26 protein-coding genes are annotated in these 15,978 nt (G+C 37.4%); 1 reads left to right on the top strand and 25 read right to left on the bottom strand.

Annotated elements, in window-relative coordinates; all coding sequences use genetic code 11:
* Position 1 precedes the first annotated feature (1 nt).
* The 25 genes from secY to rpsL all read right to left on the bottom strand — a co-directional run bounded on the left by secY (position 2) and on the right by rpsL (position 13,681).
* Positions 2-1,348, bottom strand: coding sequence for a preprotein translocase subunit SecY (gene secY / locus ABFU83_RS01110; protein ID WP_136403063.1), 1,347 nt, complete (start codon positions 1,346-1,348; stop codon positions 2-4).
* Positions 1,349-1,361: 13 nt separating this feature from the next.
* A complete protein-coding gene (gene rplO / locus ABFU83_RS01105) occupies positions 1,362-1,814 on the bottom strand; it encodes a 50S ribosomal protein L15 (protein WP_136403062.1) in 453 nt (150 codons plus the stop codon).
* Between the two features lie 14 nt (positions 1,815-1,828).
* Positions 1,829-2,011: a 50S ribosomal protein L30 gene (gene rpmD, locus ABFU83_RS01100; protein ID WP_136403061.1), complete on the bottom strand. Its 183-nt coding sequence runs from the start codon at positions 2,009-2,011 to the stop codon at positions 1,829-1,831.
* A 12-nt stretch (positions 2,012-2,023) separates the two neighbouring features.
* Positions 2,024-2,548 carry a 30S ribosomal protein S5 gene (gene rpsE / locus ABFU83_RS01095; protein ID WP_136403060.1) on the bottom strand — a complete coding sequence of 175 codons (525 nt, stop codon included), beginning with the start codon at positions 2,546-2,548 and terminating at the stop codon, positions 2,024-2,026.
* Positions 2,549-2,553: 5 nt separating this feature from the next.
* On the bottom strand, positions 2,554-2,901 hold the full coding sequence (rplR, locus tag ABFU83_RS01090; protein WP_347068236.1) for a 50S ribosomal protein L18: 348 nt from the start codon (positions 2,899-2,901) through the stop codon (positions 2,554-2,556).
* An 11-nt stretch (positions 2,902-2,912) separates the two neighbouring features.
* A complete protein-coding gene (rplF, locus tag ABFU83_RS01085) occupies positions 2,913-3,455 on the bottom strand; it encodes a 50S ribosomal protein L6 (RefSeq protein ID WP_347068235.1) in 543 nt (180 codons plus the stop codon).
* A 15-nt stretch (positions 3,456-3,470) separates the two neighbouring features.
* The gene (gene rpsH, locus ABFU83_RS01080) at positions 3,471-3,869 is read right to left on the bottom strand and encodes a 30S ribosomal protein S8 (protein WP_136403057.1); all 399 of its coding nucleotides are present in this window, start codon (positions 3,867-3,869) and stop codon (positions 3,471-3,473) included.
* Positions 3,870-3,945: 76 nt separating this feature from the next.
* Positions 3,946-4,215 (bottom strand): 30S ribosomal protein S14, encoded by a 270-nt coding sequence (gene rpsN, locus ABFU83_RS01075; RefSeq protein ID WP_177732466.1) that lies wholly within the window; start codon positions 4,213-4,215, stop codon positions 3,946-3,948.
* A gap of 3 nt (positions 4,216-4,218) precedes the next feature.
* Complete coding sequence (gene rplE, locus ABFU83_RS01070; RefSeq protein ID WP_300492176.1) at positions 4,219-4,770, bottom strand: 50S ribosomal protein L5; 552 nt, start codon at positions 4,768-4,770, stop codon at positions 4,219-4,221.
* Positions 4,771-4,772: 2 nt separating this feature from the next.
* On the bottom strand, positions 4,773-5,087 hold the full coding sequence (rplX, locus tag ABFU83_RS01065) for a 50S ribosomal protein L24 (RefSeq protein WP_347068231.1): 315 nt from the start codon (positions 5,085-5,087) through the stop codon (positions 4,773-4,775).
* A gap of 12 nt (positions 5,088-5,099) precedes the next feature.
* Positions 5,100-5,468 (bottom strand): 50S ribosomal protein L14, encoded by a 369-nt coding sequence (rplN, locus tag ABFU83_RS01060; RefSeq protein ID WP_007803649.1) that lies wholly within the window; start codon positions 5,466-5,468, stop codon positions 5,100-5,102.
* A 2-nt stretch (positions 5,469-5,470) separates the two neighbouring features.
* A complete protein-coding gene (rpsQ, locus tag ABFU83_RS01055) occupies positions 5,471-5,728 on the bottom strand; it encodes a 30S ribosomal protein S17 (protein ID WP_136403053.1) in 258 nt (85 codons plus the stop codon).
* A 17-nt stretch (positions 5,729-5,745) separates the two neighbouring features.
* Positions 5,746-5,937: a 50S ribosomal protein L29 gene (rpmC, locus tag ABFU83_RS01050; RefSeq protein WP_347068229.1), complete on the bottom strand. Its 192-nt coding sequence runs from the start codon at positions 5,935-5,937 to the stop codon at positions 5,746-5,748.
* 12 nt (positions 5,938-5,949) lie between these two features.
* Positions 5,950-6,369, bottom strand: coding sequence for a 50S ribosomal protein L16 (gene rplP, locus ABFU83_RS01045; RefSeq protein ID WP_136403051.1), 420 nt, complete (start codon positions 6,367-6,369; stop codon positions 5,950-5,952).
* Between the two features lie 18 nt (positions 6,370-6,387).
* Positions 6,388-7,119, bottom strand: coding sequence for a 30S ribosomal protein S3 (gene rpsC / locus ABFU83_RS01040; protein WP_136403050.1), 732 nt, complete (start codon positions 7,117-7,119; stop codon positions 6,388-6,390).
* Positions 7,120-7,124: 5 nt separating this feature from the next.
* Complete coding sequence (gene rplV / locus ABFU83_RS01035) at positions 7,125-7,535, bottom strand: 50S ribosomal protein L22 (RefSeq protein ID WP_136403049.1); 411 nt, start codon at positions 7,533-7,535, stop codon at positions 7,125-7,127.
* Between the two features lie 9 nt (positions 7,536-7,544).
* Entirely contained in the window at positions 7,545-7,823 is a 279-nt protein-coding gene (gene rpsS, locus ABFU83_RS01030; protein ID WP_014085019.1) for a 30S ribosomal protein S19, read from the bottom strand.
* Between the two features lie 10 nt (positions 7,824-7,833).
* A complete protein-coding gene (gene rplB / locus ABFU83_RS01025) occupies positions 7,834-8,658 on the bottom strand; it encodes a 50S ribosomal protein L2 (protein ID WP_347068225.1) in 825 nt (274 codons plus the stop codon).
* 6 nt (positions 8,659-8,664) lie between these two features.
* Entirely contained in the window at positions 8,665-8,955 is a 291-nt protein-coding gene (rplW, locus tag ABFU83_RS01020; protein ID WP_136403047.1) for a 50S ribosomal protein L23, read from the bottom strand.
* 7 nt (positions 8,956-8,962) lie between these two features.
* A complete protein-coding gene (gene rplD / locus ABFU83_RS01015) occupies positions 8,963-9,592 on the bottom strand; it encodes a 50S ribosomal protein L4 (protein WP_347068223.1) in 630 nt (209 codons plus the stop codon).
* Positions 9,592-10,209, bottom strand: a complete 618-nt coding sequence (gene rplC / locus ABFU83_RS01010) for a 50S ribosomal protein L3 (RefSeq protein ID WP_347068221.1) — start codon at positions 10,207-10,209, stop codon at positions 9,592-9,594. The genes rplD and rplC overlap by 1 nt, the downstream gene beginning before the upstream one ends.
* Positions 10,210-10,325: 116 nt before the next feature.
* On the bottom strand, positions 10,326-10,631 hold the full coding sequence (gene rpsJ / locus ABFU83_RS01005; RefSeq protein WP_136403044.1) for a 30S ribosomal protein S10: 306 nt from the start codon (positions 10,629-10,631) through the stop codon (positions 10,326-10,328).
* 11 nt (positions 10,632-10,642) lie between these two features.
* Positions 10,643-12,778 (bottom strand): elongation factor G, encoded by a 2,136-nt coding sequence (gene fusA / locus ABFU83_RS01000; RefSeq protein ID WP_347068219.1) that lies wholly within the window; start codon positions 12,776-12,778, stop codon positions 10,643-10,645.
* A gap of 19 nt (positions 12,779-12,797) precedes the next feature.
* Entirely contained in the window at positions 12,798-13,274 is a 477-nt protein-coding gene (rpsG, locus tag ABFU83_RS00995; RefSeq protein WP_136403042.1) for a 30S ribosomal protein S7, read from the bottom strand.
* Positions 13,275-13,300: 26 nt separating this feature from the next.
* On the bottom strand, positions 13,301-13,681 hold the full coding sequence (gene rpsL, locus ABFU83_RS00990; protein ID WP_114757561.1) for a 30S ribosomal protein S12: 381 nt from the start codon (positions 13,679-13,681) through the stop codon (positions 13,301-13,303).
* A gap of 179 nt (positions 13,682-13,860) precedes the next feature.
* Between rpsL and ABFU83_RS00985 the strand changes: the two genes are divergently transcribed.
* Positions 13,861-15,525: a hypothetical protein gene (locus ABFU83_RS00985; protein ID WP_347068217.1), complete on the top strand. Its 1,665-nt coding sequence runs from the start codon at positions 13,861-13,863 to the stop codon at positions 15,523-15,525.
* Positions 15,526-15,978 lie beyond the last annotated feature (453 nt).

Here is a 15,978-nt window from a genome sequence, read left to right as displayed (position 1 = left end):
ATTAAGCTACTGCCTTTCTATTTTTACCACTTTTCATCAAACCGTCGTAATGCTTATTCAATAAATAAGAATTTATTTGTTGAATAGTATCAATTGCAACACCCACCATAATTAGCAACGATGTTCCGCCATAAAACATAGCCCAGCCCTGTTGTACACCAAGTAAACTAACTGCGATAGCTGGGAACACAGCGATCAAAGCTAAGAATAGTGAACCAGGGAAAGTGATCAACGACATGATTTTATCCAGGTAGTCACCGGTCTCAACACCAGGACGAATTCCCGGGATAAAACCTCCACTACGCTTTAAGTCGTCAGCCATTTTATTTGTAGGTACTGTAATTGCGGTGTAAAAGTAAGTAAAAATAATGATTAATAAAGCAAAAACTAAATTATACTGCCATCCGAAGATATTCTGGAAGCTAGTTGTAATAGTTTGAGCTGTATCAGATGTCGATAAACCAGCAACAGCAGCAGGGATGAACATGATCGCCTGAGCGAAGATAATTGGCATCACCCCGGAAGCGTTAAGCTTAAGTGGGATCCATTGTCTGTTACCACCCATCATATCCTGTTCGAAATCACCAGCGGTCGTACGGCGCGCGTACTGAACCGGGATTTTTCTCACTGCCATGGTTAATAGAATACAAGCAATAATGATTAACAACCAAATGATTACTTCTAAAACGATAAGCATAGGTCCTCCGTTGTTTTCGGTAACACGGGAAGAGAACTCCTGAATGAAAGCCTGCGGCAAACGGGCAAGAATTCCTACCATGATCAGCAACGAAATACCATTTCCAATACCTTTATCAGTAATTTTTTCACCTAACCACATTGCAAAAATCGTACCTGTAACTAGGATGATTACAGATGAGAATAAGAATGAGAATGAACTAAATCCTAATAAAAAGGCATCTGCAGGCAATTGTTTATACAAGTTATAAATATAACCTGGACCTTGCAATAGGGTAATACCAATAGTTAACCATCTAGTGATTTGGTTGATTTTACGTCTTCCGCTTTCACCGTCTTTTTGTAGTTTCTGAAGATAAGGAATCGCAATTCCCATCAACTGAACTACAATCGACGCTGAAATATACGGCATGATACCCAATGCAAATACAGATGCCTGCGAGAACGCACCACCTGTAAATACATTGATTAACCAACCAATACCTTGATCTGTTTGACTAGATAAACTTTGCAATTTAGTAGCATCAATACCTGGAAGGGTCACCTGAGCACCTAAACGGTAAACTAACAATAACCCTAGAGTAATTAAAATTTTATTTTTTAATTCCTCAATTTTCCAAACATTTACTAATGATTCTATAAATTTCTTCATCTGTCTATAAAGATTATAAAGTTACGGCTTCTCCTCCTGCAGCTTCGATAGCCGCTTTTGCAGTAGCAGTAAATTTGTGAGCAGTTACTTTTAGTTTTGCTTTAAGCTCTCCTCTTCCTAAAATCTTTACTAAGCTATTTTTTGTTGCTAAACGATTGTCTACTAAAACAGCGAAATCAACTGTATCGGTTACTACTCCGTTATCAACTAATAACTGAAGTGTATCCAAATTGATACCTTGATATTCTACTCTGTTTATGTTTTTGAAACCAAACTTAGGTACACGTCTCTGTAAAGGCATCTGCCCTCCTTCGAAACCAATTTTCTTAGAATAACCAGAGCGAGACTTAGCTCCTTTGTGTCCACGTGCAGCGGTACCACCTTTACCAGAACCTTCTCCTCTACCTAATCTTTTATTTTGGTTGTGTACTGAACCTTCAGCTGGCTGTAAGTTACTTAAATTCATAACTGTTATTGTTATTAGTTAGCTTCTTCTACAGAAACTAAGTGTTTAACTTTATTTACCATTCCAAGGATAGCAGGATTTGCATCGTGTGCAACAACTTGTCCTAGTCTTCTAAGACCTAAAGCTTCAAGAGTTCTCTTTTGAGAAAGAGGACAATTGATTTGACTTTTAACTTGTTTTACTAATATTTTCGCCATAATTTCCTTGAATTAACCTTTGAATACTTTTTCTAAAGATACACCTCTTTGTTTTGCAACAGTGTGTGCACTTCTCATTTGTAATAAAGCATCAAAAGTAGCTTTAACAACATTGTGTGGGTTTGATGAACCTTGTGATTTTGATAATACATCGTGGATTCCTAAAGATTCCACAACGGCTCTCACAGAACCACCGGCAATTACTCCGGTACCGTGAGAAGCAGGCATTAAAAATACACGTGCTCCACCAAATTTACCTTTTTGCTCGTGAGGGATAGTGTGCCCAACCAATGGAATACGCACTAAGTTCTTTTTAGCATCTTCTACTGCTTTAGCAATAGCTTCAGACACATCCTTAGATTTTCCAAGACCATGACCTACTACACCGTTTTCGTCTCCTACAACTACAATTGCAGAAAAACCGAAAGCTCTACCACCTTTTGTAACTTTAGTAACACGATTAACACTTACCAAACGATCTTTCAATTCAAGACCACTTGGTTTTACTAGTTCTACGTTTTTATAATTATGATACATAATTCTTAGAATTTAAGTCCAGCTTCTCTAGCGCCGTCTGCCAATGATTTAACTCTTCCGTGGTATAAATAACCACCTCTATCAAAAGAAACAATCTCTACTCCTGCATTTTTAGCTTTTTCGGCAATTAATTTACCTACTACAGCAGCGATTTCGATTTTTGTTCCTGTTGCTCCGGCCTCTCTTGAAGATGCAGCAGCTAGTGTCTTACCATTCACGTCGTCTATGATTTGCGCATAGATTTCTTTATTCGATCTAAAAACAGAAAGTCTTGGTTTCGCAGCAGTTCCGCTTACAATCTTTCTGATTCTGAACTTGATTCTTTGTCTTCTTTCAGATTTTGTTAATGACATAGTCTTAATTTTTAAGCTGATTTACCTGCTTTTCTTCTTAATACTTCACCTACAAACTTCACACCTTTTCCTTTGTAAGGCTCAGGCTTACGGAAAGAACGGATTTTAGCCGCTACTTGTCCTAATAGTTGTTTGTCATATGAAGATAACTTAATGATTGGGTTTTTACCTTTCTCAGAAACTGTTTCAACTTTTACTTCAGAAACAATTTCAAGAACGATGTTGTGCGAAAAACCTAAAGCGACATCCAATTTTTGACCTTGGTTAGAAGCTCTGTATCCTACTCCAACTAATTCTAATTCTTTAGTAAAACCTTCAGCTACACCAACAATCATGTTATTGATTAGAGCTCTGTATAAACCGTGTTTAGATCGTTGTTCTTTTGCATCAGAAGATCTTTCCACGATTACTTGTCCTTCCTCAACTTTAACAGACACATCTGAAAACTCTTGAGAAAGTTCTCCTAATTTTCCTTTTACTGTAATTACAGCATCTTTAACTTCTACAGTTACTCCAGCTGGAATTGCAATTGGACTTTTTCCTATTCTTGACATTGCTTAGTCTTTTTATTAGTATACGTAACAAATAACTTCACCACCAACATTCAATTGTTTCGCTTGTTTCCCAGTCATAAGACCTTTAGATGTAGAAACGATAGCGATACCTAAACCATTTAAGATTCTAGGTAGTTTGGCAGCACCTGCGTACTTACGTAAACCTGGTTTACTAATTCTTTGGATATCTTTAATTACAGCCTCTTTAGTCTCTTTGTCGTACTTAAGAGCAATTTTGATAGTACCTTGAACAGTACTGTCTTCAAATTTGTAACTTAAAATATATCCTTGATCGAATAAAATTTTTGTGATTTCTTTTTTCATGTTAGAAGCCGGGATTTCTACCACTTTGTGGTTAGCTCTTACGGCATTTCTGATTCTTGTTAAGAAATCTGCGATAGGATCTGTATACATGTTTATTAATTTGCGATTATGGTTTTCGGTAAATTTTCATTTACCGAACCTTTAATCAATTTATAATTCTTTTATATTACCAGCTAGCTTTTCTAACCCCTGGGATCAATCCATTGTTAGCCATTTCACGGAAAGTTACACGTGAAATACCGAATTGACGCATATACCCTCTTGGTCTTCCTGTTAATTTACAACGGTTGTGTAGACGTACAGGAGAAGCATTTTTTGGTAATTTTTGTAAGCCTTCATAATCTCCAGCTTCTAATAAAGCTTTTCTTTTTTCAGCATACTTGTCTACCAAAGCTTGTCTTTTCACCTCGCGGGCTTTCATTGATTCTTTAGCCATAACTTAATTCTTTTTAAAAGGTAATCCTAATTGTGTTAACAATGACTTCGCTTCTTTGTCTGTCGACGCCGAAGTTACGAAAGTAATATCAAATCCGGCAATTTTGTTTACTTTATCAATATCAATTTCCGGGAAAATGATTTGTTCCAAAACACCTAAGTTGTAATTACCTCTACCATCGAATCCGGTTGCTTTGATACCGCCGAAATCTCTTACACGTGGTAATGCAGAAGTGATCAAACGATCAAGAAATTCATACATTCTTTCTCCACGTAGAGTTACTTTAGCACCAATAGGCATTCCTTTTCTTAATTTGAAAGAAGCAACGTCTTTTTTAGAAATGGTAGAAACTGCTTTCTGACCCGTAATTTTTGTTAGCTCCTCAACAGCATGATCTACTAATTTCTTATCTGATACAGCTGCTCCAACACCACGGCTTACAACGATTTTTTCAAGTTTAGGAACCATCATTACGTTTTTGTAACCGTATTCTTCAGTAAGAGCTGCGATAACGCGACTCTTATATTCTTCTTTTAGTCTAGGTATATAAGCCATCACTACAATACTTGATTAGATTTTTTAGAAATTCTCACTTTCTTATCTCCTTCAACTTTCACCCCAACTTTAGTCGCAGACTTAGTTTTAGGGTCGATTAAAGCGATGTTAGAGATATGAATAGGAGCTTCTTTTTTCACGATACCACCTTGAGGGTTTTTAGCACTTGGTTTCGTATGTTTCGAAACCATGTTGATACCTTCAATAATCGCTTTGTTTTTCTCGCGAAGTACACGTAAAACTTTACCTTCAGCACCTTTATGGTCACCGGCGATTACTTTTACGATATCTCCTGATTTTATTTTTAGCTTCATCATCTTTACAACGAATTAAAGCACTTCTGGTGCTAATGATACAATTTTCATGAATTGTTTTTCACGAAGTTCTCTGGCTACCGGACCAAAAACACGAGTACCTCTCATTTCACCAGCAGCGTTTAACAATACGCAAGCGTTATCGTCAAATCTGATGTATGAACCATCGGCTCTTCGCACTTCTTTTTTGGTACGTACAACAACTGCAGTGGAAACAGCACCTTTTTTAACGTTACCGTTAGGTGTTGCATCTTTAATAGACACTACAATTTTATCTCCAACAGAGGCATAACGACGTTTCGTTCCTCCTAAAACACGGATAGTTAAAACTTCTTTAGCTCCCGTGTTATCTGCTACTTTTAATCTAGATTCCTGTTGTACCATAATTATTTCGCTCTTTCAATGATTTCAACTAATCTCCAACATTTCGATTTACTTAACGGACGTGTTTCCATGATTCGTACAGTATCTCCAATGTTGCAATCGTTTGTTTCGTCGTGTGCAACGTATTTTTTCGTTTTTAACACGAACTTACCATATAATGGGTGTTTTACTTTTCTTGTTTCAGAAACAACAATAGATTTTTCCATTTTGTTACTAGTAACAACACCAATTCTTTCTTTTCTTAAATTTCTTTTTTCCATCTTTCAGCAGAATACAATTATTGTAACTCTCTTTTGCTTAACTCAGTAGCTACTCTAGCAATTGCTCTTCTTACAGTTCTTAACTGTAATGGATTTTCAATTGGAGAAATAGCGTGAGCTGTTTTTAGGTCGGCATATGTCTTCTTTAACTGACTAAGTTGTCCTTGTAACTCAGCTGCAGATAGATTTTTAATTTCTGATTGTTTCATAATAAAAATTGATTATGCTTCGAAATCTCTAGCAACGATAAACTTAGTTTTAACAGGAAGTTTTTGAGCAGCAAGACGTAACGCCTCTTTTGCTACAGATAGAGGCACGCCTCCAACTTCAAACATAATTCTTCCAGGTTTCACAACTGCAGCCCAATATTCAACTGCACCTTTACCTTTACCCATACGTACTTCAAGAGGTTTCTTGGTGATAGGCTTGTCTGGGAAAATTTTAATCCACAACTGACCTTCTCTTTTCATGTAACGCGTTGCAGCAATACGAGCTGCTTCGATTTGACGAGAAGTAATGAAAGTTGAATCTAAAGATTTAATACCAAACATTCCATTAGAAAGTTCATGTCCTCTTTGAGAAATGCCTTTCATTTTACCCTTCTGTACCTTACGGTATTTTGTTCTTTTAGGCTGTAACATTTTTCTTTAGTTTAAAAATTACTTTCTTTTGCGTTGGTTTGGTCTACCATTTCCTTTTGCAGGAGAAGATCCTGAAGGTTTAGACTGTTTTTTGTCCATACCTACTAACGGAGAAAGATCTCTCTTACCGTAAACTTCACCTTTCATGATCCACACTTTGATTCCCATTCTACCGTAAGTAGTATGTGCTTCAGCAAGTGAGTAATCGATGTCAGCTCTGAAAGTTGATAGAGGAATACGTCCTTCTTTGAACATTTCTGAACGTGCCATTTCAGCACCATTCAAACGACCAGAGATCATAACTTTGATACCTTCAGCGTTCATACGCATAGCAGCAGCAATAGCCATTTTGATAGCACGTCTGTACGAAATACGACTTTCGATCTGACGCGCGATACTTGTACCTACTAAGTAAGCATCAAGTTCTGGTCTTTTAATTTCAAAGATATTGATTTGAACCTCTTTGTCAGTAATTTTCTTAAGCTCCTCTTTTAACTTGTCTACCTCTTGTCCACCTTTTCCGATAATGATACCAGGTCTGGCAGTAGTGATAGTAACGGTTACAAGTTTTAAAGTTCTCTCGATGATTACTTTAGATACACTAGCTTTTGATAAACGAGCATGAATGTACTTTCTGATTTTGTGGTCTTCGGCAAGTTTATCACCGTAGTCATTTCCACCATACCAGTTAGAATCCCATCCTCTGATGATACCAAGGCGATTTCCGATTGGATTTGTCTTTTGTCCCATCTTTATTAATTGCTTTGTGTGTTATTAATATCTCCAATCACGATTGTAACGTGGTTAGAACGTTTTCTGATTCTGTGCGCGCGACCTTGTGGAGCTGGACGAAGTCTTTTTAACATCATACCACCATCAACACGGATCTCTTTTACAAATAAGCCAGCTTCTTCCATATTAGCGTCTGCGTTTTTAGCTTGCCAGTTAGCGATAGCCGATAACAACAGTTTCTCTAATTTACGAGAAGCTTCTTTTGAACTAAATCTTAATATATTAAGAGCTTTTTCTACCTTCTGACCTCTAACTAAATCTGCCACTAAGCGCATTTTTCTAGGTGAAGTAGGGCAGTTATTTAGCTTAGCAAATGCGATTTGCTTATTAGCTTCTTTAATCTGCTCGGCTCTTTCTCTTTTACGAACTCCCATAGCTTCTTATTATTTTTTACCTTTATTTTTAGCTCCAGCATGACCTCTAAAAGATCTTGTTGGCGAAAACTCTCCTAATTTATGACCTACCATGTTTTCTGTTACGTAAACAGGTACAAATTGACGACCGTTGTGAACTGCGATAGTTTGTCCAACAAAATCCGGAGTAATCATAGAAGCTCTAGACCAAGTCTTTACTACTCCTTTGTTACCTTTCTCGATGTTTTCCTGAACTTTTTTATCTAATTTATAGTGTACAAAAGGTCCTTTTTTTAATGAACGTGCCATGTCTTACTTATTATTTCTTTCTACGTTCTACGATATACTTATTACTCGGGTTAACTTTAGAACGAGTTCTATAACCTTTAGCAGGTAAACCTTTTCTTGAACGTGGATGTCCTCCAGAAGAACGTCCTTCTCCACCACCCATTGGGTGATCTACTGGGTTCATAGCTACCGGTCTTGTTCTCGGTCTTCTACCTAACCATCTTGATCTACCAGCTTTACCGGAAACGATCAATTGGTGGTCTGAGTTAGATACTGCTCCAATTGTTGCAGAACACGTTAACAAGATTAATCTTGTTTCACCTGAAGGCATTTTGATTGTAGCATATTTACCGTCTCTCGCCATTAACTGAGCAAAAGTACCAGCCGAACGAGCGATAACCGCACCTTGTCCTGGTCTTAACTCAATACAAGAAATAACAGTTCCTAGAGGAATTTTACTTAAAGGTAAAGTATTACCAATTTCTGGAGCCGCTTCCGGACCAGAAACTACAGTTTGTCCTACTTGTAAACCATTTTGAGCGATGATATACGTTTTAGCACCATCTGCATAGTGTAATAACGAAATGAACGCTGAACGATTCGGATCATATTCGATTGTTTTAACTGTTGCAGGAATTCCTACTTTAGTTCTTTTAAAATCGATGATACGATACTTTTGTTTGTGACCACCACCTGTGTAGCGCATGGTCATCTTTCCTTGACTATTTCTACCTCCAGAGTTTTTTTTCGGTGCGATCAAAGAACGCTCCGGCTTATCAGTTGTAATAGTGTCAAAGCTATTCACAACTCTAAAACGCTGACCCGGGGTAATAGGTTTTAATTTTCTAACTGACATTTTCTATTAGATATTATTATAAAAATCTATTGTTTCTCCTTCTTGTACTTGAACTACCGCTTTTTTGTAAGCATTAGTCTTTCCACTGATTAAACCACTCTTAGTGTATTTAACCGTTCTATCAGCTCTGTAATTCATTGTATTCACAGCTACCACATTCACACCATAAGCCGCTTCAACAGCATTTTTGATTTGAATTTTGTTCGCTTTTTTATCAACAACGAAACCAAAGCGGTTGAAAACTTCTCCGTCTTTGGTAATTTTTTCAGTAATGATAGGTTTAATTATGATACTCATAGCCCTATTATTTGCTTAAATTTTCTTCAATTCCTTCTAATGAACCTTCTAAAAGCACTAAACTATTTGCATTTAAAATAGCATAAGTACTTAATTCTGAAGTAGTTACAACAGTAGAAGCCTTTAAATTGCGTGACGACAAATATACATTTTTATTTGATTCACCCAACACAAATAAAGATTTTTTGTTTTCTAACCCTAAAGCTTTCAATACGTTAATGAAATTTTTAGTGTTTGGTGCTTCAAATGTAAAGTCTTCAAGAACCACTAAATTGGACTCACTTGCTTTAATTGAGAAAGCCGATTTACGAGCCAATCTCTTTAAAGTTTTGTTCAATTTAAAAGAGTAGCTTCTTTGTCTAGGACCGAAAACTGTACCTCCACCTTTGAACAAAGGAGACTTAACACTTCCCGCACGAGCAGTACCAGTTCCTTTTTGTTTTTTAACCTTACGGGTACTTCCGGTTACTTCAGCTCTTTCTTTAGCTTTGTGAGTACCTTGTCTTTGATTTGCTAAATATTGTTTAACATCAAGATATACCGCATGGTTATTAGGCTCAATTGCGAATACAGAGTCAGCAAGTTGTACTGTACGACCTGTATCTTTTCCGTTGATATCTAATACTTTTACTTCCATTACTTTTGAATGATTACGTAAGAGTTTTTGTGTCCAGGAATAGCTCCTTTAACTAAAAGTAAGTTCTTTTCAGCCACTACTTTTAAAACTCTAAGGTTTTGAACTGTTACATTTTCTCCTCCTGTTCTTCCAGCCATACGCATCCCTTTGAATACTCTAGATGGATAAGATGATGCTCCAACAGAACCTGGTGCTCTCAAACGGTTGTGCTGACCATGAGTAGCTTGTCCAACACCACCAAAACCGTGACGTTTAACAACCCCCTGGAAACCTTTACCTTTTGAAACGCCTACCACGTCCACAAACTCACCTTCGTTGAACACATCAACAGTGATCACATCACCTAATTTGTGCTCCGTTACAAAATCCTGGAATTCAACGACTTTCTTTTTCGCAACAGTTCCCGCTTTTTTAAAGTGACCTAGCTCAGCTTTAGTAGCGTGTTTTTCTGTTTTGTCATCGAAACCAAGTTGTAACGCTTCATACCCGTCAACCTCATTGGTTCTGACTTGGGTAACAACGCATGGACCAGCTTCGATAACTGTACAAGGAATATTTTTCCCGTTCTCGTCGAAAATGCTAGTCATGCCGATTTTTCTACCAATTAACCCAGACATATAAAACTAATTATTAATTACTTATTGAATATTTTTATTTTTAGAGTGCGCAAAAGTAAGCATTAAGTTTTAAATAAAAAAACTTAATGCTTAAATACTTTAAAATGCGAGTTTTATCACACTTTGATTTCTACCTCAACTCCGCTTGGCAACTCTAACTTCATTAGAGCGTCAATTGTTTTAGAAGATGAAGAATAGATATCTAATAATCTTTTGTATGAACTCACTTCGAATTGCTCTCTTGATTTTTTGTTTACGTGTGGAGAACGTAACACAGTGAAAATCTTTTTGTGCGTAGGCAACGGAATTGGACCAGTTACCACAGCTCCTGTACTTTTTACAGTTTTTACGATTTTCTCAGCAGATTTATCTACTAAGTTGTGATCGTAAGACTTTAATTTTATTCTGATTTTTTGACTCATTTTCCTAAAAATTAAGCGTTACCTTTTGCTTTTTTGATTACCTCTTCAGAGATGTTGCTTGGCGTCTCTGCATAGTGCGAGAATTCCATTGTAGATGTTGCTCTACCAGAAGATAATGTTCTTAATGTAGTAACATATCCGAACATTTCAGAAAGCGGCACACTAGCTTTAACAACTTTAGCACCTGCTCTGTCATCCATGTTGTTGATCTGACCTCTACGACGGTTCAAATCCCCAACGATGTCACCCATGTTCTCTTCCGGAGTCAACACTTCTAATTTCATGATTGGCTCAAGGATTACAGCACCTGCAGCTTTAGCAGACTCTTTATATCCCATTTTAGCAGCCAATTCGAATGAAAGCGCATCGGAATCCACAGGGTGGAAAGATCCATCCAATAAAGTAACTTTTAAACTATCCACTTCATATCCAGCTAAAGGTCCCGACTTCATAGCCTCTCTAAATCCTTTTTCAACAGCAGGGATATATTCTTTAGGAACGTTACCACCTTTAACTTCGTTAACGAATTGTAATCCTACAGGCACTTTTCCATCAACTTCATCAGCAGGCTCGATTCTAAATACGATATCACCGAATTTACCACGTCCACCAGATTGTTTTTTATACGTTTCTCTGTGTTGAGCAGAACGCGTGAAAGCTTCTTTGTACTCAACCTGAGGCTCACCTTGATTCACCTCAACTTTGAATTCACGACGCATACGGTCAACAATGATATCCAAGTGAAGCTCACCCATACCAGAGATAATCGTTTGTCCCGAAGCATGGTCAGTTCTAACTGTAAACGTTGGATCCTCTTCCGCCAATTTCGCTAAAGCCATACCCATTTTATCAACGTCAGCTTTAGTTTTTGGCTCAACAGCGATACCAATTACCGGATCAGGGAACACCATAGACTCCAATACAATCGGATGTTTCTCATCTGATAATGTATCACCAGTCTTGATATCTTTAAATCCTACAGCAGCTCCGATATCTCCAGCCTCAATATATTCGATTGGATTTTGTTTGTTCGCGTGCATTTGGTAGATACGAGAGATACGCTCTTTGTTACCAGAACGGTTATTCAACACGTAAGAACCTGCATCTAAACGTCCAGAGTAAGCTCTAAAGAATGCCAAACGACCTACATAAGGGTCAGTAGCAATTTTAAATGCCAAAGCAGCAAATGGCTCACTTACGGATGGTTTACGAGAGATCGGCTCGTCAGTATCAGGATTTGTACCTTCGATAGCCTCTTTATCCAATGGAGAAGGCAAGAATTTACAAACTGAATCCAACATAAACTGAACTCCTTTATTTTTAAATGAAGAACCACACAACATTGGAATAATAGCCATGTCGATAGTTGCTCTTCTTAATGCATTGTTGATTTCTTCCTCAGTAATAGAGCTTTCATCTTCCATGAATTTCTCTAAAAGGTTTTCATCATATGCCGCCACTTCCTCGATTAACTGAGCTCTGTATTGTTTCGCATCAGCAACCATATCTTCAGGAATTGGAACGATATCAAAAGTAGCACCTTGAGTATCATCATGCCAAACGATTGCCTGGTTTTTGATCAAGTCTACTACCCCTCTAAAGTCTGCTTCATCACCGATTGGCAATACCAATGGCACTGCATTCGATTTCAACATATCTTTTACTTGTTGACAAACTGCTAAGAAGTTTGAACCCTGACGGTCCATCTTGTTAACAAATCCCATACGTGGAACTTTATAGTTATCAGCAAGTCTCCAGTTTGTTTCAGACTGAGGTTCAACTCCGTCAACTGCAGAGAATAAGAATACCAATCCGTCCAATACACGTAGGGAACGGTTTACCTCTACTGTAAAGTCAACGTGACCCGGGGTATCGATAATGTTAAAGTGGTAATCTTTAGTATCAGCAGTAGCTTTACCTTGCTCAGTTGGGAAATTCCAGGTACAAGTTGTAGCTGCAGAAGTAATTGTAATACCTCTTTCCGCCTCTTGCTCCATCCAGTCCATTGTTGCAGCACCTTCGTGTACTTCACCAATTTTGTGTGTTTTCCCGGTATAAAATAAAATACGCTCTGTTGTTGTAGTTTTACCCGCATCAATGTGAGCAGCAATCCCGATATTTCTAGTATATTTTAAATCTCTAGCCATTTCTAATGTTTCTTATGAATTAAAATCTAAAGTGAGAGAATGCTTTGTTTGCTTCCGCCATCTTATGAGTATCCATTCTTTTCTTAACAGCAGCACCTTCTTCTTTTGCAGCAGCTAAGATTTCAGAAGCAAGTTTCCCTGCCATAGATTTCTCATTTCTTTTTCTGGCATAAAGAATCATCCATTTCATCGCCATAGAGATTTTTCTGTCCGGACGAATCTGCATCGGGATTTGGAAAGTAGCTCCTCCTACACGACGAGAACGAACTTCAACGTGAGGCATAACATTAGTTAATGCATCTTTCCAGATTTCCAAAGAGGATTTTTCTGCATCTTGCTTTTTAGTCTCAACGATCTCTAAAGCATCATAGAATACTTTGAAAGCAGTCGATTTTTTACCATCCCACATTAAGTTATTTACAAAACGCGTTACTAACTGGTCGTTAAATTTCGGATCTGGTAAAAGAGGTCTTTTTTTGGCCTGTCTTTTTCTCATGTCTTTTCTTTAAAAGTTTTTAAAAATTACTTTTTGTCTTTAGGGCGTTTAGCACCATATTTAGATCTTCTTTGAGTTCTACCGTTAACTCCGGCAGTATCCAAAGCACCACGAACGATGTGGTATCTAACTCCTGGTAAATCTTTTACCCTTCCACCTCTAACTAATACTATCGAGTGCTCTTGTAGATTGTGTCCTTCTCCTGGGATGTAAGCATTCACTTCATTACCATTTGTCAAACGTACACGCGCAACTTTACGCATTGCAGAGTTTGGTTTCTTTGGTGTAGTAGTGTAAACACGCGTACAAACCCCTCTTCTTTGAGGACAAGAATCTAAAGCAGCCGATTTACTCTTCTTAGTTATCTGGGCTCTCCCTGTTCTTACTAATTGTTGAATTGTTGGCATAATGTTTAATAAAATTTCTAACGTTATTAAATTCCCGCTTTTTACGGGGTTGCAAATGTAGAAATTATTTTCAACAAATCAAATCATAAATCATTAATTTTCAACCACATTAATCAACAAATAACTTCTGCATACTTTTTTGTAAATTTTGCGTTATTTTTACCAAAACGATTTAGTCTTTGAAAAAGCTATTTTTACTTACCCTTTTCCTACTACTTTCACTATCGGGAAAGACCCAGAACCTCTATTTAAAAATCGAAGGCAACTCCGCTACACAAAGCATATTGATCGATAGTATCGGCTACCAATCCAAACATAGCAATACCAAATCAATACTCGACGAAAGCCACAATTTCTCCAACACCCTGGTAAAGATTGGTTACCTCGAAAATAGTTTACTGGATCAAAAAAAAGTAAACGACAGCACATTTCTTTTCCGATACGACCTGGGCAAAAAAACCAATCACATCTATATATACACTAAAAATACAACCGTTGCCGTTCGCGATTTACTCAACTTAAATAAGGACACCCTGATCATTCCACTTTCCGGAGTGGAAGATTTTATGAACACCAATATTCACCTACTCGAAAAAAAAGGATATTCTTTAAGCAGCATCCAACTGATCAACCATAAAAAATATCAAAATACGTTATCTGCCGAATTAAAAATCGACACCGAAAAAAAACGCATTCTGGACGACATCATCATTGCGGGTTATCCTAAATTTCCGGAAGGCATCCGTAAAAACATCGTCCGCCAAAACCAAAAACGCATTTTTAATCAGGACAACCTCAAACAGATTCACAGCAACTTTAACGCCCTGCCTTTTGTCAATCAAATCAAATATCCGGAAATCCTATTCACCACCGACAGCACCAAAGTATACGTATACCTGGAAAAAGCGCGACCAAACCGCTTTGACGGATTTGTAGGTTTTTCAAACGACGATAACGGCTCCGTAAAATTCAACGGTTATCTCGACCTGCTTTTAAACAACATCCTAAATGCCGGGGAAAAACTCAATCTATACTGGAAAAACGACGGAAAAGAACAAACCACCTTCACTATAGGCGCCGAAATTCCTTATCTGTTTAAAAGTCCACTGGGAATAAAAGGAAGCCTGAAAATATTCAAACAGGACAGCACCTTTCAAAACACCTCCTCCGACATCAACCTCGGCTATTACTTTAATTACAACTCTAAAGTATTTTTGGGTTATCAGGAAACCGAGTCGGTCGACATACAAAAAGCCAATTCCAGCAGTCTTAGCAATTACAACAACTCCTTCGTAACCGGAACCTACGAATACGCACACTACAATCCGGAAGACTTTCTATTTCCGGAAAAAACCAGCCTTTTTCTCAGAGCCGGAATCGGTAGCCGAAAAACAAAAGCCGAAAACAACGATCAGTATTACGCCCAACTCAGTGCTTCTCATAACATCTACCTCAATAGGCGTAACATTTTCAACCTGCGGAATCAGACGTATTATTTAAAAAGTGATCATTACATTATTAACGAGTTATATCGTTTCGGTGGCATCAATTCCATACGCGGCTTTAACGAAAACAGCTTACAGGCCAGTTTGTATTCCGGATTACTTTTTGAATACCGATACCTATTAGCTTCCAATATTTATGTTTATTCCATAACCGATTTTGCTTATTTCGAAGACAAAACCACAAATATGCGGGACAATCTGCTCGGATTAGGCTTCGGCTTCGGACTACTAACAAAGACAGGCCTTTTTAATATCATTTATGCCAACGGAAGTTCAAAAAACAACGAAATACAGCTTTCCAATTCAATAATACACATTAGCGTAAAAGCCCGGTTTTAGTTTCCCTCCGCCCTTTAAAGCGATTAGCATTTCATTTATTCCGAACACTACACAACCGTCACCGCAACCGGTTCCCATTTCTAATTACAAAGCCAAACTTTTCACCCAAAAAGAATCCGCCGCAACACAAAAAACCGCATCATTTTGACGCAATTCATTCGGCAACAGCATGTAATAAAACACCGTTTTTCGTTCCAAACTACTTTTTTTTTAAAACACACTACACATTAGCCACAACACCCTATTTACCCCCTAACACTTTTCACTTATTTAAAACATAAATCACATAAATATAAGTTAATTAATACAGAAATGCATTTTTATGTATTTTTATTCAAATTATTAACAAATGTAAATTTTTAACACAATTACACCCGTTAGAGCCCGAAAAATAACGGATAAGCACTTTTTAAACCGATAATTCACATAGTCAAAAAAGAGTCATTTTAGTAT

This window comes from Flavobacterium sp. WV_118_3, assembly GCF_039778605.1.
In the GTDB taxonomy this organism is placed as follows: Bacteria; Bacteroidota; Bacteroidia; order Flavobacteriales; family Flavobacteriaceae; genus Flavobacterium.
This window is presented reverse-complemented; position numbering and strand designations above follow the sequence as displayed.